Consider the following 20,104-nt stretch of genomic DNA (forward strand, 5'->3'; position numbering starts at 1 on the left):
CTACTTTTTTGAAATTACCCTCAGGTTTTGCTGTACAAAATTGACCTTTTCTTTTAATTTTTCAAAGTCATCCGCTAAAATACTCACATGGCCCATTTTTCTGAAAGGCTTTGTTTTTTTCTTTCCATAGAAAAAAGGGAAGATGTTTTCTTGCTTCATTATTTCTTCTAAGCCCACTATTTCAGCTAGACCTTCATGGTTTTCGGCCCCAAGAATATTTACCATTGCTGCCATCGAAATATCTTTGGTATCCCCAAGTGGCAAATTCAGAATGGCTCTCCAATGCTGATCATATTGTGAAACAAGGTTGGCCTTTTGGGTATGGTGACCACTGTTGTGTGGTCGAGGTGCAACTTCGTTTACCAATAAATCACCGTCTTTGGTTAAGAACATTTCAACAGCCAACAAGCCCACCAAACCATAAGCTTCAATAGTATTGATGGCTATTTTATTCGCTTTTTCTGTAATTTCGCTAGATATAGCGGCAGGAGAAAATAAATACTCTACTAAGTTGGCCACGGGATGGAAAACCATTTCAACAACTGGGAAAGTCTTAATTTCACCGTCGGAGTTTCTTGAAACTATTACTGCTAATTCTTTTTCAAAATCAACAAATTTTTCAAGAATGCCTTCAGCATCAAAACCTTTATCTATATCTTGTTCGGTTTTGATGGTCTGCACCCCTCTACCATCGTATCCACCTATTCCAATTTTATTTACAGCGGGCAAGAAATTGATGTTTGATCTAATTTCGGATAATCCACTTACCAAAATAAATTCAGAGGTTGGTATATCATTATCTTTGAAAAACTGTTTTTGTGTACATTTATTCTTGATATTTTCGACAATATGTGGTTGTGGAAAAACCTTTTTGCCCTCTGTTTCAAGCTTTTTTAATGCTTGGATATTGACATTTTCTATTTCGATGGTAATTAAATCCAAGTCCTTACCAAATTCATAGACTGTGTCATAATCTGCAATATCTCCTTGAACAAATCTGGTTGAGATAGATTTACAAGGACAATCGCTGTCATAATCTAATACACTGATGTCAAGGTCGAGGTCTAATGCTTTCTGAATTAGCATTTTACCCAATTGGCCACCACCAAGAATTCCTATCTTTTGGGAATTATTAAAACTCATTTTATCTCGAAATCTTTAGCCTTAAGTCCTTTATTTACTTTTATCGATTGTAACTCATTGCTAATTTCTCCCATTTGAGTGGTTTGTTTTTTCACTACAGGAAACAGAATATCACTGCCTTTGAAAGCCTTGTAGTTTTCTATTAAAACAGTAGTTTCAAAAGAGCCTCTTGGAGATTCCATTTTTACCCATGATTTATCTTTAAATCCAGTTTTTGAGTTATAGTAATCTTTCCAAGTTTTTCCTTCAGAATCTTTGAATTCTACTACATAAAAGTCGCCTTCTTTAGGCAGTAAATTAGCAGAAAATCCTTGATTTTTATAATCCAATTCAAAAAACGGATTTGATTTTTGAGCTTCTGCTTTGGCTGCATTACCAGTTTTAGGCTCTTGTGGGGCATTATTTCCAAAACTACTTTTTCTTGCTAATTTTTCACCATCGTAAACGGTTGACATCAATTCCATACCATTTGAAAAAATACTCATATTATATTTCAATGGAAACTGATATTTAATTTCGGTTTCGGCAACACCTCTGGGCGATTCTGAGGTATAATTCATTACCAAGTCGGTTATGGATGCTGCATTTGCTTTAATTTTGGTAACTTCAAGGTATTTATCAATAACTTGGTCTGCCGATGTAAAATCTTGTGCATGAGCACTGATAAAACAAAAACTGAGGATTGCGAAAACAATAGCTTTCATAATTGGGTTTGGTTTTGTTTAAACATTGTTTATAGCTCCAAAGTTACTTCAAATAATGTAATATATGAAAGAAGAAATAGCTATATTTTGGTTTAGAAGAGATTTGAGGTTAGATGACAATGCTGGCTTATTTAGGGCCTTAAAATCTGGTTTGAAAGTGCTTCCGTTATTTATTTTCGACAAAAACATACTGGATAAATTAGAAGAAAAAAAAGATAGAAGAGTAGATTTTATTCACCAGGCGGTATTTTCAATTAAGAAACAGTTAAACATGCTTGACTCAGACCTTCTTGTTAAATACGGTTTGCCCAATGAAATTTGGGAAAGTTTGCTTGGGGAGTTTTCCATAAAAAAAGTATTTTGTAATCATGATTATGAGAAATACGCAACAGATAGAGACCTCGTCATAAGTAATTTATGCGAAGAAAATCATGTGGAATTTTACAGTTTTAAAGATCAATGTGTTTTTGAAAAATCTGAAGTACTTTCTGCTACAGGTACTCCCTATACAGTTTTTACTCCTTATATGCGAAAATGGAAGGAGAAAATGAATGGATTTTACAAAAAGAGCTATCCAAACGAAAAGTATTTCAACAAATTTTTAAAGATTGAAAATTTAAATATTCCAAGTTTGAAAGATATCGGATTTGTGAAAACTGAAATTTTATTCTCTAAGCCAACACTTTCCAAATCAATTCTAACCGGATATAAAGAAAAAAGAGATTTTCCTGGAATAAATGCAACTAGTAGGCTAAGTATTCATTTGAGATTTGGAACAATCAGTATTAGGAAATGTGTCCAATATGCTGAAATGTTTAGTGAAACTTGGCTTAATGAACTCATCTGGAGAGATTTTTACATGAATATTTTGGCCAATTTCCCCCAAATCAATGCCCGTTTGGCTTTTAAAAAAGCTTATGACAAAATTCCTTGGAGAAATAGCGAAGCAGAGTTTAAAGCTTGGTGCGAAGGAAAAACAGGATATTGGTTAGTAGATGCAGGCATGCGAGAATTGAACAATACCGGATTCATGCACAACAGAGTTAGAATGGTAGTGGCAAGTTTTCTTTGCAAACATCTGTTGATTGATTGGCGGTGGGGCGAGGCTTATTTTGCTCAAAAACTAAATGATTTCGATTTTTCTGCAAATAATGGAGGATGGCAATGGGCTTCTAGTAGCGGCTGCGACGCGGCCCCATATTTTAGAATTTTTAATCCTGAGTCACAAACGCTTAAATTCGATAAAGAACTCACCTACATCAAAAAATGGGTGCCAGAATTTTTGAGTTCAAACTATCCGAAGCCAATTGTAGATCATAAAATGGCGAGAGAAAGAGCTCTAAAAGTTTATAAAGAGGCTTTGAATGAAGCTGAATAAGTCTGATATTGCACAAAAATCATGTAATGCAGTCTTTTTTAGAATTAGCGGCTAAATCTATTTTTGAAAGTCATAATAAAAATGACTTGCAAAATCTTCAGGTTATTTTACCTAGTAGGAGGGCTGTGTTTTTCTTTAAAAAGGCACTTTCAGAATTATCAGAATCTCCTTTTTTTGCTCCAAAAATTGAATCAATCGACGATTTTATTTTAAGAACAGCCGATTTTACTACACTCGACAACGTCGATTTATATTTTGAAATTTATGGTATTCTATCGAAAATAGATCCGAGCCAGAGTTTTGAGAAATTCATGTCATGGGTTCCTACTTTATTGAAAGATTTTGAAAATATTGATTTTTCTTTGGTTGAAAACCCTCACTTGCTGTTCAAATACATGAGCGAAGCCGATGCCCTGAGTAGGTGGGAACTCGACAATGATTATGTATTTACATCCACTGCACAAAGTTATTTTAGTTTTTTTGATAGAATATCTGAAGTTTATGAAAAACTAAACGAAAAACTATTAAAAGACAAAAAGTGCTACAGAGGCATGGTTTACAGGAAAGTTGCTGAGAATCCCGATTGGCTTCTTTCAAATGAGATTAAGAAATACTATTTCGTGGGATTAAATGCTCTCAGTAAATCTGAGGAAAAAATCATTGAAACCTTAGAAAAAGCAAATATGTCTGAGTGTATTTGGGATACCGATGATTTCTACATGAATTCTCAGAATAAGGCTGGCAAAAAATTAAGAGGATATAAAAAATCTGGAAAATTTGGTAAATGGAATTTTCAAAATAGCCATTTGAAAAACTCCGAAAAAAAAGTGCGAATTTTTGAGCTTAACAACGATAGTTTACAGTCAAAACTGATCTACAACCTTGCACAAGAAGCTCGTAATCAAAAACATGTTATAGTAGTTTTAGATGAAAATCAGTTTTTGCCACTTTTACTAAACATTCCCGCTTTACAACTTCCATTTAATATTTCTATCGGTTTACCCATTTCAAGTAGCCATTTTTCGGAAGTTTTGAGGCTTTTGATAGGATGCTATCAAAACCATGAACACAATGATGACTTAAAAATTCATAATTCGGTATTAAGTAAAATTTCCGATAATCAGATTTTTAAGAGCTTAATAATTAATGAAATATCTCTTGATAAATTTGATCTACTTCAAACAAAAATCAGAGCCAGCAAAAAACTTTTTTATGATTATAATTGGTTCATAAATCAAGGTTTGAGTTGTGATTTGCTTCAAAACTTCTTCAGAAAAGGTTCAGCTTTGGATTGTATTGAGTCATTGGAATTTATTCTAGGAAAGTTTTTTGATATACAGGGTTCTGATTTTAGAGATTTAGAGTATGTTTTTGCAAATGTACTCAAGAACAAATTGAATCTAATCAAAGAGAAATTAAGGTTAGGGATAGCTTTAAACCTAAAATCCTTTAGTGCTTTGATAGAAGATTTGCTGAAAAATGAGCGTGTGCCTTTTGAAGGTGACTCTGACACGCCTTTGCAAATTATGAGTATGCTAGAAACCCGATGTCTTGATTTTGAGTGTGTTACAATATTATCTTTCAACGAAGGGAATTTGCCATCTATAAAGAAAACAAATTCTTTTTTCCCTTTTGATGCCTGCAAGATATTTGGATTACCGCTTTATTCTGATCAAGATGCCATCATGGCGTATCATTTTTTTAGATTAATGCAAAGAGCTCAAACACTCAATTTTTTATATCTAAATGGTGCATCGGAGGCTTTAGGAAACAAAGAAAAAAGTAGATTTATCCGACAAGTTGAAGTGGAACTTTGTATATATAATCCAAAAATAAAAGTAAGCTACCCTTCCGTAAATTTTAAACATTCAGAAAATAATAAATCAGGTTCTGATATAATAGTAAAAAAGGAAAGTTTATCGCAAATTACTGATTTTCTAGTCAACAAAGGACTAAGTGCAAGTTCCATCAATGATTATTTATCTTGCAGTCTTAGGTTTTATTGGAAATACATTCTCAAAATCAAAAACGAAGATGAGCTCAAAAGTCAGATTGGAACAGATGTTTTTGGGACAATAGTTCATAAGGTTTTGGAAAATCTGGATAAACCATATTTAGATTCGAAAAATCCAATTGATAAAGAAGTTCTACAAAATCAAAAAGATGAAGTTGAAAATCAATTATCTCTCATCAAAAACGAGCATAAATCTTTTGATTTTGATTCAGGAATGAATTTAATTCTGATTTCTGTCGTCAAGAAAATCATTGAGAAATATTTTTATAAAAGAGAATCTGAGTTTGGAGGAAACTTTAAAATATTGGGCATTGAAAAGGAATTGACTTCAATCCAAGCGATAAACAATGTGGAACTAAAGTTGAAAGGTGTTATTGATAAAATAGAATTACATCCGTTTGGCCTTCGAATTATTGACTATAAAACTGGAAAAGTTGAGTTGAAGGATTTGCATTTGGACAAAGATAATGACCTAGCAGAAACATTATTGAATCCAGAAAAAAGTAAACTTAGGCAGTTGATCATTTATTATTTTTTGATCTTCAGTAACAAGACTGGAATGGAGCAGGACTTTGGGCTGAAAATCATTCTGGAAGATTTGCAGTTGGTGATTTATTCATTTAGAAATCTTGGTGCCGACATATCTTTTAATAAAAGTATGTTTACCCACAATGAAATTATTGAAGCCGTTAATCTATTACTGACTAAAATAGTGTCAGAATTACTTTCTACAGAAACTTGCTTTGTTCAAACGCAGGACAAGAACCAATGTAAATACTGTGATTTTATAAATGTGTGCCAAAGAAATTAGGCTTTTGAATTTATTTATGTTGGCTGCATAAGTCCCAAAGCTTTTAAAAACGCGGTTTTCAGATTTTATATTAAATATTTTTTCAAAAAAATATTCATTCAGAAATAGTTGACAATTAAATACTTCTATTTTTTTTGATTTTTATTTCACAAAAAATCTAAAATACGATTTGACAAGTTAGAAAAAACTACTATCTTTGCATCCGATTTAAGAACGACCATTCAATTAGAGAGATGGCAGAGCGGTCGAATGCGGCGGTCTTGAAAACCGTTGACTGTCAAAGGTCCGGGGGTTCGAATCCCTCTCTCTCTGCTGAAAGCCCTTCTAGGATACCTAGAAGGGCTTTTTTCTTAAAAATAGCCCGCATTTAGCCCCACTTTTTAGAATACCCCAAATATCTAGTGTTGCTTGCCGTTATGTTTGAAAATTAGGAGAAGTGAGGCGTTTGACATTTCAATTTCTCCGTTTATTCGAATCGCACCTCAATAACTTCGCTCAGCTTTGTTGTAAATCGTCTAGAAAGCTTCTCCTGCTTCATCTTCCACACCCGATCCTTGTCTTGTATTGCCAGCTTCACTTTTTGTTGCCCAATGGCCGTTTTAAGCTTATCTACTGTCTTCATTAATATTTTGTGTCGAGGATCAAGTATATCGAAGAGTGTATGTTGTATTTCATTTTCGTTACAGAAATCTAGTAACATTACCCCAGCTTTTTATATCCATAACCTACTTTGCAGTTATATCTCTAGGCTCCATTGGCTTACTATAAACGGAATGGCTAGCTCACCTTCAACGGAATATGCATTATAGTGGCGACGTTTCCAAGAAACAACTCTTTTGAAAGACGGATAACAATTTTTAATATTCTGTTTGAAGATATGATTAAAATATTGAATTTATAGATTTTAAAAATAACTCGACAGACCAAATTGAATAATACCACTGTTAGCAGGTGGATTGCCTAACAAATCCCATTTTTTTTGGTGACGATAATTGAGTCGAACAACAGTAGATGTTATGGGTCTCCAACTTATAGCTGGCATTATAGAGATGGTTTCATCATATATTTTGCTTGATGTTTCAGTAAATTTCCCTGTATTCCAATCGACTCGATCTAAACGACAAGACACATAAAAGGTAGAGTTTGGAAAACCCATCAATGGTTTTTTGAAAACTGGCTGAACTATGTCAAGAAAACCTCCATTTTGCGTATTGCCATATTGTACAGCATAATTGTTAGGAAAATCAACATTTATCCAAGCCCATTCTGCTGTAAAAGCGGTTTTGGTCTTTTTTAGTACCGAATTAAAGTCTATTGCAAGCACTTTTAAGGCTCTTTTGGGTGCCAAAATGAAACCATCGTCTTGAAATTTATTATAAACTCCACCCATGTACGACAGCCCCAATTCTCCAACTTTCCGGTTTCTAAGAGCTACTTTCCCTGTCAACAAAGGCTTACCGTTACTACTTTCTTCAAAGCGGTCTCTATTGGCTTTTGCGGCTGATAATGATGTACGGCTAAAATCATTGTCAATGATGGAGTCATCAAAGCCGTTGGTAAGATATGCTTCGTAAGCAAATACCCATTGCTTGGTATACTTTTTGCCATAAATGCCCATTCCGACATTTGAAAACGTGGCTGGAAGCAGCTCAGTGGCAGACATTGGTCGATCTATAAACTCCCATTTCGGTCCATCGTGATTTTGATTAAAAGCACCAATGGGATTCACAACTACTCCTCCTCTAAAATTGAAAATATTATCAAACTGAAAATCAATAGCGGCAAACTCAATATTTATTTCTTTTGTGCCGTCTTCAAATTCTATTTCTGACATAAATTTTATTTTCGGATGCAAACTTCCTCCCAAAAACAAGGTCATTCTTCGCATTTGAAAAGACATTCCTTCACTTATACCATCTGTAACACCATAGTTTGTATTTAGCTCAGCATAGCCCCCAATACCTAAAGGTGTGCGACCGACCTGTAAAAATGGCCGGTTGTAAACCGCATCGATATTCATTTTGCTTGAATCTGTCTTAGGTATACGTTTGAATAAAGTACTGTCTATTTGGGAAAAAGCCCTTTGAGAAATAACTGATAATAATATAAATAAGGCGTAATGTTTTAACATCTTTTTCAAGCTAAATTTATATAAATATTGTCTTTGTCTGTAGTCACATTAAAAGTTCGTAAGGCTTTTTCAGCAGGTCCTTGCAGCACTTTCCCTTGATTGTCAAATTCGCTTCCGTGTCCTTCGCAAATCAGAAAGTTGCCATGCGGCCGTACTTCGTTGCCTTGATGGGTGCATTCTAGATAAATAGCAGAATATTGGTCTTCAGCAACTCGAAAAACGGCAATCGGAAATCCCAATTTTTCATATTTGGCTACTACTACATTTCGTAAACTCTGAACCTCTTTCTTGATTTCAACAAATTCGCTCTTCTTGATAACCAATTTATTCTCTCTCAAATCTACCTGCTGAGCAAAATAGGCATGGCTACAAGCCTGCAAAGTCATCAACATGGCACCACCACCCAAACAAGTGAGACAACCAGATTTAAAAAAATCTCTTCTTTTCATATTAAAGGCTTTCTAAAAATTTAATAAGTAATTGTTTTTCGTTTACCGTCAATGCCAAATACCGCTGACGGCTATTGGCTGCTTCGCCTCCGTGCAGAGTGATTGCTTCATCTATACTTTTTGCCCGACCATCGTGCAATAAATGCATTTTGCCTCCTTGCGAATCTTTCGACAGACCTAAGCCCCAAAGTGGTGTCGTTCGCCATTCGTAAGTTTTGGCAGTCCCTTCCGTATAATTGTCATCTAGGCCATTGCCCATATCATGCATGAGCAGGTCGGTGTAAGCCGCAAATGTTTTGTTATTTATTCCAGCAATGCTCGATGGCCCAGTTGTCATTTGTGGAATATGACAAGAGCTACATTGGCTTTTGATAAAAAGACCCTTACCATCTTTAATATCTTGATTTGTGGAGTTTCGCTGTAAAGGAGCTTTTAGTGTTTGTAAATAAAGCACCAAATCTGCGATTTCATTATCGCTTACCTCAAAGTCTTGGTTTTCTCCGCTAAAAGTATCCCTTGCTGAAAACGAACTTACAACGCCCATGTCTTGATTGTAGGCATTAACCGTTTGATTCAGAAGATTATATGCTCCGGCTTTTCTTCCAAAACGACCGATATATTTTCCATTTTTACTGATTGCATTCGATTTTGGTTTTACAAAATCTGCTAACTCTATCCAGTTGGGTACACCCGAAATACCATCGTGATCTTTATCTTCTGGGTCAGACAGAGCCAATATATCAGCATCAGAAACTGCCTCTAAAAACCCTAAACCTGTATTTGCTGGAGCAATAAATGTAGAATGCGTAGCACCAGATGGTATGGTTTCTGGCATAAATCCCACAATGGCTCTGTGCTGTAATTGTGGTCCTCCTTGATTCAGAAATTGATTGCCAGTTTCATTAATTTGGCCAAAACGCACTAAACTAGTTGATGGATGTCCTTTTCCGTCACCAGCATGGCAACTGATACATGAGTTAGAAACAAAAAGTGGCCCAAGACCTGTGGTTGAAGTAAAAACTCTTGCAAAGGCAACATCTCCACGCAAAAACTTTGCGGTTTCGGCAGTTGAGAGTGCATCTATTGTTCCGTCTAAAACTTCATTTTCTTCGGGTGAACTGGGCAATATTTTTTCACAAGAAGTTGACAATAAACCAATTCCTGAAATAAATAAGTATTGAAAAAGTATTTTCATTTTATATCTGGTATTCATGATTTGAGTACAAAGATATAAAATTTTAGAATATACTAAAATATTTGTTAGAATAATCTAACTTATTTATTATAATTATCTTTCAAAGAATTCCATTAGAATCCGAAAAATACAAAAACATCATAAAATCAGATAGTTAAACCCCTGGGGTGCTAGGCTCGGTGGTGTAGTTTTTGTTAGAATAATCAAATTCCTATGGGGCTTTGATTATCAATTACTTAACAAAGTAAAGTGTCAAAATTAAACTTTCCTGAATGCCATTAACTGAATTCTATTGTGGTAAATTCTATAAATTTTCTCTTGAATAACCTTAAAAAAATGAAACACAAACATGTAGGTTCGTTTAAAAAATCAGCTTCCAATTAATAATTCAGTATCAAGCCGATTCCCAAGCCCATATCACTATCGTAATGCAAATTCATTCCTAGATTTTTATTTACAATATATTTTAAACCTGCCATATATTCTTTATCTGTATTTACCATCAGACTGGCTCTGAGCCGTTTAGCAATCGGTATATCCTCACGCATCAATTGTACTCTCAAGTTTCCGCCGTGGTAAACTTCGGTTTGCAAAATAAATAACATGGGCAATGTGTAAGCTAAACCCAAGCTAAACTGTTGGCGATTATCCTTTGTATTGGTCTGTCCAAAAATATTCTTTTCATACTTTGTCAAGCCCATTTCATCCATATCAAATTTCCGGTACCGCCAATCAAAACCTATAAAAGGCATTAACCATTGCATTTTGCCCAAATATCTCCCTAAATGTGTTTCGGTTTCGTAGCCGTGTTTATCATGATATCCGAGTCGCCATTCAGTTCCCATCATCCAACGGGTATTTTGAATCATAAACATGCCATCATTACCATTGGTGGCAAAATCGTTTTCGGCCATTAAATGAAATCCTCTATCGTCTGCAAATAATTTCCTTTGGGCCAATTTAGGATTGGGAATTAAAGGATTTGGAGCTTGATTTTCATAGGTCAAAACCCTTCCCATTCCACTCATCATGTGGTATAAAATATGGCAGTGAAAAAACCAATCCCCCTCAGCATTGGCATTAAATTCAAGCGTATCGGTTTCCATCGGCATAATATCCACTATGTTTTTAAGGGGTGCATGGTCTGCTTTTCCATTCAGTAATCTAAAATCATGGCCATGCAAATGCATGGGATGACGCATCATAGAGCCGTTGTAAATTATGATTTTTATGTTTTCCCCTTTTTTAATCAATATCTTGTCGGATTCAGAAACAACCTTGTTATCCATGCTCCATACGTACCGATTCATGTTGCCAGTAAGTTCAAACTTTAGCTCCTTAACTGGCACATTATCGGGCAAATTGGTTTTTGTTGTAGATTTTAGCATTGCATAGTTAAGGGTTACGATATCTGCAAGGCTATTGGCGTTGTACCTATTCGGGTCATCATCTGACTGTTTTGGCTTGGAGTTTCCTGTAATTTCAGGATACATCACGACATTCATATCCATTTGGTTGAGGCTCATTCTCATACCCATATCATCCAAATCACCGTTTATTTTCATCATCGAATTCATCATTTTCATTCCCTCAAAATATTTGAGTCGAGGCATTGGCGAAATAAGTTGTTTGACACCATCACCAAAATAAATAGAAGCAGAGTTTGTACGATCTTCGGTGGTAGCCAGAAACTCAAAAGCTGTACTTTCAGTGGGAATGGTAATAACTACATCGTAAGTTTCTGAAACAGCAATGATAAATCTATCCACTTCGACAGGTTCTACATCGTTGCCGTCGTTGGCTACTACAATCATTTTACCACCTGCATATCTCAACCAAAAATAGGAAGACGCTCCTCCATTAGAGATTCGTAAGCGTACTTTATCTCCAGCTTTCAAAGGTTTTCCATCTATGGTTTTTATGTCAGTTGATGGCTTCCCATTCATAAAAATTTTGTCATAATAGACATCACTAACGTCCATGGCCAACATTCTTTTGCCTTCATTGAGTAGTTTGGTTTTAAGATGCCCAGCTTTAATAGCTTCAGAATAACTTTGCGTAGCATTTTTTCTTATCGCAAACCAATCCGTGGCATTATGCAACATTCTATGCACGTTTTCGGGCTTATAGTCTGTCCATTCGCTCAGCACTATGGGAACAGTCGGCAAATCATCTATGCCTTTTCTAAATGACGGATCTTTTTGCTTTTTTAACATCACAAAGTTTCCATACATACCTATTTGTTCCTGCAAACCGCTGTGGCTGTGGTACCAATGCGTGCCATGCTGAATGATTGGAAATCTATAAATATGTGTGGTATTGGGTTTTATGGGCATTTGTGTCAAATTCGGCACACCATCTTCTTTATTGGGCAATAACAAACCATGCCAGTGAAGTGATGTGGTTTCCTTTAACTCATTGTAGACGTGGATTTCTGCTGTGTCACCTTCTGTAAAAGTGAGCGTAGGCATTGGTATTTGTCCATTTACAGCAATTGCATGTTTTTCCTTACCATTAAAATTGACAATGGTGTCTCTGACATACAAATCGTACCGAACCACTTTTTGACCAGCAACCGCCAAAGAGACTACCAACAACACTATCAGACATTTAGCTTTCATATTTTACTTTTTTAGTGTGGTTGAATCTGGGTTTTGTGTAACTGGCTCGGTTAAATCCATTCCACAATCTGAGCATTTTTCGCCTTCTTTGCCGATGATTTCGGGATGCATTGAGCAAGAATAGGACTGGGCCACTTTTGAAGATTCAGTTTTGGCTGAATTGCAAGACCCCATCATTAATATTAAGGCAACAATTATTAAATTTTTCATTTCAATTATTTACAACAATTTTTGATAAACATTTTCTTAAAAATCCATTTGAATAGATATACTATTTTCTTCATTTCATATTCTCAAAATCAAACGCTACACTCAAATATTCCCAGCTCATTTTTATTTTTCCTTTTTTGTCATTTGTGGCCAATACTTCATAAGTCAAAGCCTCTGTTATTTTCTTACTTTTGCTTGGCTTCACGCTCAATCTTAAAATGTCATTTTCTTGTTTGTAATCATCCGCAAGGTGCATGTCCCAAGTTTTGCTAAGAATAATCGTCCACGTTTTATTGTTGGGAATAGTAAAAAATCCGTACTTGCCTTTTGGAATATGTTTGCCTTGAATCATTACATCTTGCGAGAAATCAATCCAAGTAGCATGGTGTGCTCCCGTTGCCCATACTTGGTTGTAGGCCACCAAGCCGTTCCAAATTGACCTCCCTCTTACACTCGGAGAGCCATATTCAATGTGTACATGATTGTTGCCCACCATTGCCATGGCTGTCATTTTGGGGCTTTTGGGCTTTACGGCTGTTTTGGTAGTATCAGCTTTAGGTTGATGGTTTTCGTGCTGAGCAAACACGCAGTTTGATAAAATAATGCTCAAAATGATTAAGATGTTTTTTTTCATTTTCTTTGATATTTAAATATTATTTTCTTTTACGACTTACAAAAAACAGAATGAATCCAGATAGAATAGAAAATAGCCCAAACACAGAAAACACCCTTAATAACCAATTAGAAATATTGTCTCTGCTTTGGTAGTCCATGGTGTGCATCATCCATAAAAAATCAAAAACCCTCCATTTATTGTTTCTGAATTTTTGAACAGATGCTAAATCGGCGGCAACATAAACCGTAGTATGGGAAGGATGATTAAAAGTGACTGCATACGCTGGTAAAGGCTGCTCACGGTATTCATGGTGACCATTTGTGGTCGTTAAATATTCCACTTGTTTTACTTTGGCATCATCAGCGAAATTGGCTTTTGCCATATTCACGGCCTCTTCTTTCGTTAATGGAGCACGCAAAGCACCTGTTTGGGCATAGGCCAATTGTATTTTTCTTCCCCTGTCATGAGTCTTCGAATAGGTAATTTGATATACTGGCTCACCAAAAATCTGAATCAACTTTAGGTCAAAAACAAAATTAATACTATCCTTTTCTTTTATTTTCTCAATGATACTTTGCGGATTTGCCAAATTCAAATCCACTCCCAAGGGATGAATATGAGCCTTTTGATGATCGCCATGGATTTCGTCCATGTCTGACCAACTGAAATACAAACCGCCTATCGTCCAGAATAGAAACTGAATACCTAAAGCAACACCCAAAAAGCGATGTACTTTCCTGATTTTTCTTTGAAACTCTCCTTTTTTCATTTATAATGGTTTAAAATTAGTCTTTCAATATTCGCTATAACTTAATACTTTTCAACCTTAAAGCGTTTGCAATAACCGAAACTGAACTAAAACTCATGGCCAATGCTGCAATCATGGGTGATAATAGAATACCAAAAAACGGAAATAAAACCCCTGCTGCAATTGGCACGCCAAGTGTGTTGTAAATAAAGGCAAAAAATAAGTTTTGCTTAATGTTTTTCATCACAGCATGGCTTAAATTTTTAGCTTTTACAATTCCTTGTAAATCACCCTTTACTAAAGTTATTTTGGCACTTTCAATGGCCACATCTGTTCCTGTTCCCATAGCAATTCCCACATCCGCTTGTGCCAATGCAGGTGCATAATTGATACCATCGCCAGCCATTGCTACTACTTTTCCTAATGCTTGGAGGCGTTTTATTTCTTTCAATTTATCCTCAGGCAAGCATCCAGCTTTAAATCCACTTAAACTTAGCTCACTCGCCACTGCTTTTGCCGTATTTTCGTTATCGCCTGTTAGCATGATAACTTCAACACCTTGTTGCATCAGTTCTTGTATGGCGGCTTTACTGGTTATTTTAATGGCATCAGTAATGGCTACAAATCCTTCCGCAATGCCATTAATAGCAATGTAAGACACCGTTTTACCTAATTTTTGTTCATTAATAATCTTGCTTTCTAATTCCTCAGAAACGCTTGCTCCAACTTGTTCCATGAGGGCTATATTACCAAGAGCGACTTTTTTATTCTTGACGGTTCCAACTACCCCTTTTCCTGCAATTGCTTCAAAATCTTTCACTTCTATTAATGAAATGTTTTTTTCTTTGGCATATTTTACAACTGCTTCGGCTAATGGATGCTCACTATATTGATTTAATGAAGCGATGTCTTGTAGTAAATCTTCATTTTGTTGTGTCGCATATATTTTTTCTACCGAAGGTTTACCCTCGGTAATAGTACCTGTTTTATCAATGATTAAAACATTTACTTTGTTTAAATTTTCTAAGGCTTCGGCATTTTTTATTAAAACGCCTGACGATGCACCCTTTCCAACACCAACCATGACCGACATGGGTGTAGCCAAACCTAATGCACACGGACAAGCAATAATTAAAACGGCTATGGCATTAATAAAACCGTAAACCAAGGCTGGTTCTGGACCAAATTTTGCCCAAACCAAGAACGTAATGATAGAGATAGCTACAACAATTGGCACAAAATATTTGGCAATGCTATCTGCTAATTTTTGGATGGGTGCTTTTGAGCGGCTGGCATCATTGACCATCTGAATTATCTGTGAAAGCAAGGTTTCAGAACCTATTTTTTCGGCAATCATTACAAATGATTTGTTGCCGTTGATTGTTCCCGAACTTACAGAATCTCCCACTTTTTTATCAACTGGGATAGGCTCACCCGTAATCATTGATTCGTCAATAGAACCTTCGCCAGTAGTTATTTTTCCATCCACAGGAATCTTATCGCCAGGTTTTAAGCGTAACAAATCCCCCTTTTTAATGTCGTGAATTGAAATTATTTTATCTTTTCCATCAATCACCAAAGTGGCTTCTGTTGGGGCTAATTTTAGTAATTCTTTGATAGCTCCGCTTGTTTGACTATGAGCCTTTGCTTCTAATAATTGACCTAATAAAACCAAAGTTAAGATTACTGTTGTAGCTTCAAAATAAAGATGGACAGTTCCAGTTTCACTTTTGAATTCGTTTGGAAAGAGATTTGGGAACAACATTCCGACAACACTAAACAAAAAAGCCACTCCCGTTCCGATACCCACAAGGGTAAACATATTTAGATTCCAAGTGATAATAGATTTCCAAGCACGCACAAAAAACATCCAACAAGCATAAAAAACTACAGGAAGTGTTAGTACAAATTGCACCCAATTCCACTCAGCATGTTCCATTATTTTCATTAATGGATCATTGGGTATCATGGCGGACATAGCTATTGCAAATACTGGAATCGTAAATGCAACAGCTATTTTCATTTTTCTTATCAAGTCTTTGTAGGTCTTGTTATCTTCCGTTTCGCTTGCTGCTATCAGGACTAAATCCATTCCACAAATTGGGCAGGCACCTGGTTCATCACGTATGATTTCGGGATGCATAGGACAAGTATATTCAGTTTTTTGCGAAATACTTGCTTGTTGTACCAAATCCATACCACATACGGGGCAATCTCCAGCTTTATCATATAGCTTTTCACCCTCACAGTGCATCGGGCAATAGTATTTGCCATTCCCATTATTAAGTAATGATTTTGTTTTATCAATAGCTAAATCGGGTTTTTTATTACCGTCATTTTTTGAAGCAATCTTCACTGCATTGGCATCCTCTATTGTATAATTTCCAACCGCCGAAAGAGAGGTTTGAAATTGTTTGGTAGAAATGTGTTTCTCCATTGTAATGACTGCCATTGGTGGTTCTAATGTCACAACAGCAGAAACACCCTCTATTGTATTAAGGGTGTTTTCCACTTTTGTACGACAACCATTACATGACATACCAGTTATTTGATAGTTATGGGTCATGCTATTATTTTTTACTTGCTTTTGTTAACTTCATTCCACACTTGTGGCACTTATCACCTTCCTTTCCAGCAACCTCTGGGTGCATGGGGCAAGCAAATTTTGCATCTCCTGTCATTTTTACATGGTCTTTCATATCCATATCATTTTGAAAACAATACAAAACGCAAGCCATTCCTTTGTAACTAGAATGCACATTGCCTATTTTCTTGCCAGAAGCATCAAATACATTACAAGTCTTTCCATTGTCTTTAACACTAAATGTCAAATCACCATTAACATTATGATAGGTTTTTCCATCTTTACCCATTCGACCCATAAGGTTTCCTTTTGCATCAACTAAATTTCCTTGACCATCGACATAGGCTATTTTATTACCTTTTGCATCATTTATTATGTTGTCCTTCGTGACCTGACCTATAGTAACCCCTTCTCTTTTAACAGTGCCTTTGGCATCAATACTGGTCATTGGCTGTTTGTAATTTCGAGATTGAGCTTTTGTAAAAAAAGGAACAACAAACACAATCATAATTACCACCAAAAATAGTTTTTTAATATTTTTCATCTTTGTTTTTATTTATGATGTAAAGGTATCTTAGACGAAATATCAATCTATTACATAATTTTAGCTAATAGTTGTAAATTTTTTAAAATGCTTATTTCTCTAAATAATACCTATTGATTTTCGCCTATTGGCTCCCATTTTTTTAAACTCGGATGGAGTAAGACTGGTAGTTTTTTTAAATTGATTGCTTAAATGACCAACACTACTATAATTCATTTTATAAGCAATTTCACCCAATGTCAATTCATTGTAGGCTAATAACTCTTTGACCTTTTCGATTTTTTGAGAAATAAAAAAGTGTTCGATAGTGTAACCCTCGATTTCTGAAAATAATGAGGTTAGATAATGATAGTCCAAACCCAATTTTGATGTTAGATAATCTGATAGATTTATTCTTATTTTATCTTCATCTTCTTGAATAAGCTTTACAATTAAAATTTTTACATTTTCAACTGTAATTATTTTTTTGTCAATCAATAGTTCAAAACCCAAGACATTTAAAGCTACTTCAAATTGCCTTTTTTGCTCTTCCTCTAACTCATTTACCAAATCAACCTCACCAAAATCAATCTTTTGATAAGGAATCGAAAGCTTATCTAACTCTATCTTGACAGCTAAAATACAGCGAGGACAAACCATATTCTTGATAAATATTTTCATTTTACTTCAAAATTTAACATCATCCCATCGTCTTCATGCTCCAGATTATGGCAGTGGAGTACAAATTTCCCTTTGATTTCAAATGTCATTGCAACTTGTACTTTCTCACCAGGAGCTACCAGAATCGTATCTTTCCATCCTTTTTCATGCGGTAGAATGGCATTTCTTCCTCCCGTTCGAGAAACAACATGAAACATAACACCATGAACATGCATCGGATGGGCTTCGTCTCCAGTAGAATTATCAAACTCCCAAAGCTCAGTGGAGCCTAGGTTAACCGTTTCATCGATCCTACCTGATTTATAAACCTTTCCATTTATTTTATGCATACCTTCACTGCTCATCATGTCCATTTTTAGCGTAAAAACCCTCTTATTATTTGTTGAAGGCAGTTTCGGAACTGGAATCAAAGCATTCGGCAGTTTGAAAGTATCGCTTTCTAGGCGTTTAACATTAAAAGCCATGATTTCGAAAGGTTGGTTGCCTTGGGCGTTTCCCATTGTAAAAAATGTCTCGCTTTTTAGGAAAACCATCTCTCCAACCTTCATCGTCGAAAAGTCTACCAGAATGTCTAACCTTTCACCCGAACCCAAAATGACATTTTTTACTTTTTCAGGTTGAAGTAAAATACCACCGTCTGAACCAATTACATAAAATTCGGCTGAATTACTGAGACTTAAATTATAAATTCTTGCAGAAGAACCATTTAGAATTCTGAATCGATAGAATCGGGTGGAAACGTCTAAAAAAGGCTTATGCGTGCCATTGACCAATATATTCTCTCCCAAATAACCCGACATAATTTCCGTCATGGTAGGGCTATATTTTATCGTACCATCATTTGCTATTCTTTTGTCTTGAATGATTAAAAGCACTTCAAATTCGCCACTAGGTAAAGACAATGATTTTTCTTCGTCAGACTCCACAACGAAAAGCCCCGCCAAGCCTTGCGTAACTTGCTCTCCAGTAGATTCGTGTAAATGTGGATGATACCAATTTAATCCTGCCTGCTGGTTGATGGAAAATTGGTAATTGAATGTCTCATTAGTCATTACCATTTGGTCGGGATGTCCATCCATATCAGCAGGAATCTTTAAGCCATGCCAATGGATATTTGAATGGTTAGAAAGTTTGTTAAGCAAATTGATATTCACTTTATCACCTTTCCTTACTCTGATTGTGGGGCCTAAAATACCATCACCATATCCCAATACACTTACTTTTGATGCTGACAAAAGAGCCTCTGAAGTATTTTGAGCTATTAAAGATGTATTTCCAGAAACCGTTTTCGGGATTTTTAATGGATTAATAAACAATCCGGCATTTACTTGAGGAACAACAGCATCACCATGGTTCATGCCGCTCATACAAGAGGACAAAATACCTGAAGATGTGAGCAAACTCGCTGAACCAAATCCTAAGGTCTTTAAAAAATCTTTTCTTTTCATTTTATAGTTTCTATTGTGCTACCGCAGGTTAACATCATGGAACCATAATATGGGTTCTTTACGGAGTTTTCTTTACTGAGCCAATTAGCTCCTTTGCCGTCATTGGCCATTGGGCAGAATTGATAATAAACAGGCGATGATTGCTTTGATACTTTTATTAGTTGATACATATTTTTTGATAAAGGGATAAAATGCTCTCTTTGATGGCTTGGATCCTTTGTATCTGCAATATGCTCTGCATCAATACCCAAATCCTTTACAACCTTCATCCAAACAGTATGTTCTTCAGTCGTTAATTTTTCCATCTTTACAGCACCTATTGCTGATAAAAGAGAATTTGCTTTGCTTGATGCTATACCTCCATCTGTTTTTACCAAAGCATCTTTCAGGCCAAAATAGTTATCAAAAACTGCTTTCAGCTGTTGTACTTCCTGTTTTTGTTCGGGTATGGCGGCATGGTCGTGCATTTCAGTTTTAGAAACTGAGGTTGTTGTTGATTCTTTGGTTTCCTTCAATTTTGCTTTCCTTTCATATTGACAGCAAGAAGGAAGCTGAGAATAAGTATCAAGTGGAGCAAGAAAGCTGTCGCTGTCATAGCCAGCCAATGCAATCCGCTTTAAGATTTCATCTCGATTGGTCTTTTTTGAATCAAAAGTAAGTGTAGCCATTTTTGTTTCTTCGTTCCAATCTACTTCTGCTATTTTTTTTATGTTGCCTGCTTTTTCAATGGTTGCCTCGCACATTTCGCAGTTTCCATAAATTTTCACAGTTTCTGAAGAGGCATTTTTTATTTGAGCTTTACATGCTACACCTGACAACAATACAAAGATTGTTATCAATATTTTTGG

General features: G+C 35.6%; 17 protein-coding genes and 1 tRNA gene. 3 read left to right on the plus strand and 15 right to left on the minus strand.

The annotated features are described in order from the left end of the window. The gene (locus EGI24_RS16535; protein WP_255049646.1) at positions 1–1,143 is read right to left on the minus strand and encodes a 5-(carboxyamino)imidazole ribonucleotide synthase; all 1,143 of its coding nucleotides are present in this window, start codon (positions 1,141–1,143) and stop codon (positions 1–3) included. Then, the gene (locus tag EGI24_RS16540; RefSeq protein ID WP_255049647.1) at positions 1,140–1,847 is read right to left on the minus strand and encodes a hypothetical protein; all 708 of its coding nucleotides are present in this window, start codon (positions 1,845–1,847) and stop codon (positions 1,140–1,142) included. Before EGI24_RS16540 ends, EGI24_RS16535 begins: the two co-directional genes overlap by 4 nt. 64 nt (positions 1,848–1,911) lie before the next feature. Between EGI24_RS16540 and EGI24_RS16545 the strand changes: the two genes are divergently transcribed. From EGI24_RS16545 to EGI24_RS16555, 3 genes are all read left to right on the plus strand, one after another. Beyond that, complete coding sequence (locus EGI24_RS16545) at positions 1,912–3,225, plus strand: deoxyribodipyrimidine photo-lyase (RefSeq protein WP_255049648.1); 1,314 nt, start codon at positions 1,912–1,914, stop codon at positions 3,223–3,225. 26 nt (positions 3,226–3,251) lie between these two features. After that, positions 3,252–6,050 carry a PD-(D/E)XK nuclease family protein gene (locus tag EGI24_RS16550; protein WP_255049649.1) on the plus strand — a complete coding sequence of 933 codons (2,799 nt, stop codon included), beginning with the start codon at positions 3,252–3,254 and terminating at the stop codon, positions 6,048–6,050. 227 nt (positions 6,051–6,277) lie between these two features. Continuing rightward, a tRNA-Ser gene (locus EGI24_RS16555) sits at positions 6,278–6,362 on the plus strand. A 154-nt stretch (positions 6,363–6,516) separates the two neighbouring features. Here EGI24_RS16555 and EGI24_RS16560 read toward each other — a convergent pair. The 13 genes from EGI24_RS16560 to EGI24_RS16625 all read right to left on the minus strand — a co-directional run bounded on the left by EGI24_RS16560 (position 6,517) and on the right by EGI24_RS16625 (position 20,095). Next, positions 6,517–6,672: a DUF4113 domain-containing protein gene (locus EGI24_RS16560; protein ID WP_255049650.1), complete on the minus strand. Its 156-nt coding sequence runs from the start codon at positions 6,670–6,672 to the stop codon at positions 6,517–6,519. A 282-nt stretch (positions 6,673–6,954) separates the two neighbouring features. Next, positions 6,955–8,181 carry a hypothetical protein gene (locus EGI24_RS16565; protein ID WP_255049652.1) on the minus strand — a complete coding sequence of 409 codons (1,227 nt, stop codon included), beginning with the start codon at positions 8,179–8,181 and terminating at the stop codon, positions 6,955–6,957. Between the two features lie 5 nt (positions 8,182–8,186). After that, positions 8,187–8,630, minus strand: coding sequence for a ubiquinol-cytochrome c reductase iron-sulfur subunit (locus EGI24_RS16570; protein WP_255049653.1), 444 nt, complete (start codon positions 8,628–8,630; stop codon positions 8,187–8,189). Between the two features lies 1 nt (position 8,631). Then, a complete protein-coding gene (locus EGI24_RS16575; RefSeq protein WP_255049654.1) occupies positions 8,632–9,843 on the minus strand; it encodes a di-heme oxidoredictase family protein in 1,212 nt (403 codons plus the stop codon). 362 nt (positions 9,844–10,205) lie between these two features. After that, positions 10,206–12,446: a multicopper oxidase domain-containing protein gene (locus EGI24_RS16580; protein WP_255049655.1), complete on the minus strand. Its 2,241-nt coding sequence runs from the start codon at positions 12,444–12,446 to the stop codon at positions 10,206–10,208. A 3-nt stretch (positions 12,447–12,449) separates the two neighbouring features. Continuing rightward, on the minus strand, positions 12,450–12,656 hold the full coding sequence (locus EGI24_RS16585; protein WP_255049656.1) for a heavy metal-binding domain-containing protein: 207 nt from the start codon (positions 12,654–12,656) through the stop codon (positions 12,450–12,452). 70 nt (positions 12,657–12,726) lie between these two features. Further along, positions 12,727–13,290, minus strand: a complete 564-nt coding sequence (locus EGI24_RS16590) for a DUF2911 domain-containing protein (protein WP_255049657.1) — start codon at positions 13,288–13,290, stop codon at positions 12,727–12,729. Between the two features lie 19 nt (positions 13,291–13,309). Next, entirely contained in the window at positions 13,310–14,041 is a 732-nt protein-coding gene (locus EGI24_RS16595; RefSeq protein ID WP_255049658.1) for a hypothetical protein, read from the minus strand. A 34-nt stretch (positions 14,042–14,075) separates the two neighbouring features. Next, positions 14,076–16,586: a heavy metal translocating P-type ATPase gene (locus EGI24_RS16600; RefSeq protein WP_255049659.1), complete on the minus strand. Its 2,511-nt coding sequence runs from the start codon at positions 16,584–16,586 to the stop codon at positions 14,076–14,078. A gap of 4 nt (positions 16,587–16,590) precedes the next feature. Beyond that, the gene (locus EGI24_RS16610) at positions 16,591–17,148 is read right to left on the minus strand and encodes a 5-fold beta-flower protein (protein WP_310586103.1); all 558 of its coding nucleotides are present in this window, start codon (positions 17,146–17,148) and stop codon (positions 16,591–16,593) included. A gap of 99 nt (positions 17,149–17,247) precedes the next feature. Next, entirely contained in the window at positions 17,248–17,808 is a 561-nt protein-coding gene (locus tag EGI24_RS16615; protein ID WP_255049660.1) for an AraC family transcriptional regulator, read from the minus strand. Continuing rightward, positions 17,805–19,256, minus strand: coding sequence for a multicopper oxidase family protein (locus EGI24_RS16620; RefSeq protein ID WP_255049661.1), 1,452 nt, complete (start codon positions 19,254–19,256; stop codon positions 17,805–17,807). Before EGI24_RS16620 ends, EGI24_RS16615 begins: the two co-directional genes overlap by 4 nt. Further along, complete coding sequence (locus EGI24_RS16625) at positions 19,253–20,095, minus strand: DUF3347 domain-containing protein (RefSeq protein WP_255049662.1); 843 nt, start codon at positions 20,093–20,095, stop codon at positions 19,253–19,255. The genes EGI24_RS16620 and EGI24_RS16625 overlap by 4 nt, the downstream gene beginning before the upstream one ends. Positions 20,096–20,104 lie beyond the last annotated feature (9 nt).

Origin of the sequence: Lacihabitans sp. CS3-21 (assembly GCF_024343675.1) — a bacterium.
Lineage (GTDB): Bacteria > Bacteroidota > Bacteroidia > Cytophagales > Spirosomataceae > Leadbetterella.

Bases quoted from the DNA above. Each gene is read 5' to 3' on its own strand.
- EGI24_RS16565 (WP_255049652.1), bottom strand. From the start codon at position 8,181: ATGTTAAAACATTACGCCTTATTTATATTATTATCAGTTATTTCTCAA.
- EGI24_RS16545 (WP_255049648.1), top strand. From the start codon at position 1,912: ATGAAAGAAGAAATAGCTATATTTTGGTTTAGAAGAGATTTGAGGTTA.
- EGI24_RS16570 (WP_255049653.1), bottom strand. From the start codon at position 8,630: ATGAAAAGAAGAGATTTTTTTAAATCTGGTTGTCTCACTTGTTTGGGT.
- EGI24_RS16610 (WP_310586103.1), bottom strand. From the start codon at position 17,148: ATGAAAAATATTAAAAAACTATTTTTGGTGGTAATTATGATTGTGTTT.
- EGI24_RS16595 (WP_255049658.1), bottom strand. From the start codon at position 14,041: ATGAAAAAAGGAGAGTTTCAAAGAAAAATCAGGAAAGTACATCGCTTT.
- EGI24_RS16540 (WP_255049647.1), bottom strand. From the start codon at position 1,847: ATGAAAGCTATTGTTTTCGCAATCCTCAGTTTTTGTTTTATCAGTGCT.
- EGI24_RS16580 (WP_255049655.1), bottom strand. From the start codon at position 12,446: ATGAAAGCTAAATGTCTGATAGTGTTGTTGGTAGTCTCTTTGGCGGTT.
- EGI24_RS16535 (WP_255049646.1), bottom strand. From the start codon at position 1,143: ATGAGTTTTAATAATTCCCAAAAGATAGGAATTCTTGGTGGTGGCCAA.
- EGI24_RS16615 (WP_255049660.1), bottom strand. From the start codon at position 17,808: ATGAAAATATTTATCAAGAATATGGTTTGTCCTCGCTGTATTTTAGCT.
- EGI24_RS16560 (WP_255049650.1), bottom strand. From the start codon at position 6,672: ATGAAGACAGTAGATAAGCTTAAAACGGCCATTGGGCAACAAAAAGTG.
- EGI24_RS16620 (WP_255049661.1), bottom strand. From the start codon at position 19,256: ATGAAAAGAAAAGATTTTTTAAAGACCTTAGGATTTGGTTCAGCGAGT.
- EGI24_RS16550 (WP_255049649.1), top strand. From the start codon at position 3,252: ATGCAGTCTTTTTTAGAATTAGCGGCTAAATCTATTTTTGAAAGTCAT.
- EGI24_RS16600 (WP_255049659.1), bottom strand. From the start codon at position 16,586: ATGACCCATAACTATCAAATAACTGGTATGTCATGTAATGGTTGTCGT.
- EGI24_RS16590 (WP_255049657.1), bottom strand. From the start codon at position 13,290: ATGAAAAAAAACATCTTAATCATTTTGAGCATTATTTTATCAAACTGC.
- EGI24_RS16585 (WP_255049656.1), bottom strand. From the start codon at position 12,656: ATGAAAAATTTAATAATTGTTGCCTTAATATTAATGATGGGGTCTTGC.
- EGI24_RS16575 (WP_255049654.1), bottom strand. From the start codon at position 9,843: ATGAATACCAGATATAAAATGAAAATACTTTTTCAATACTTATTTATT.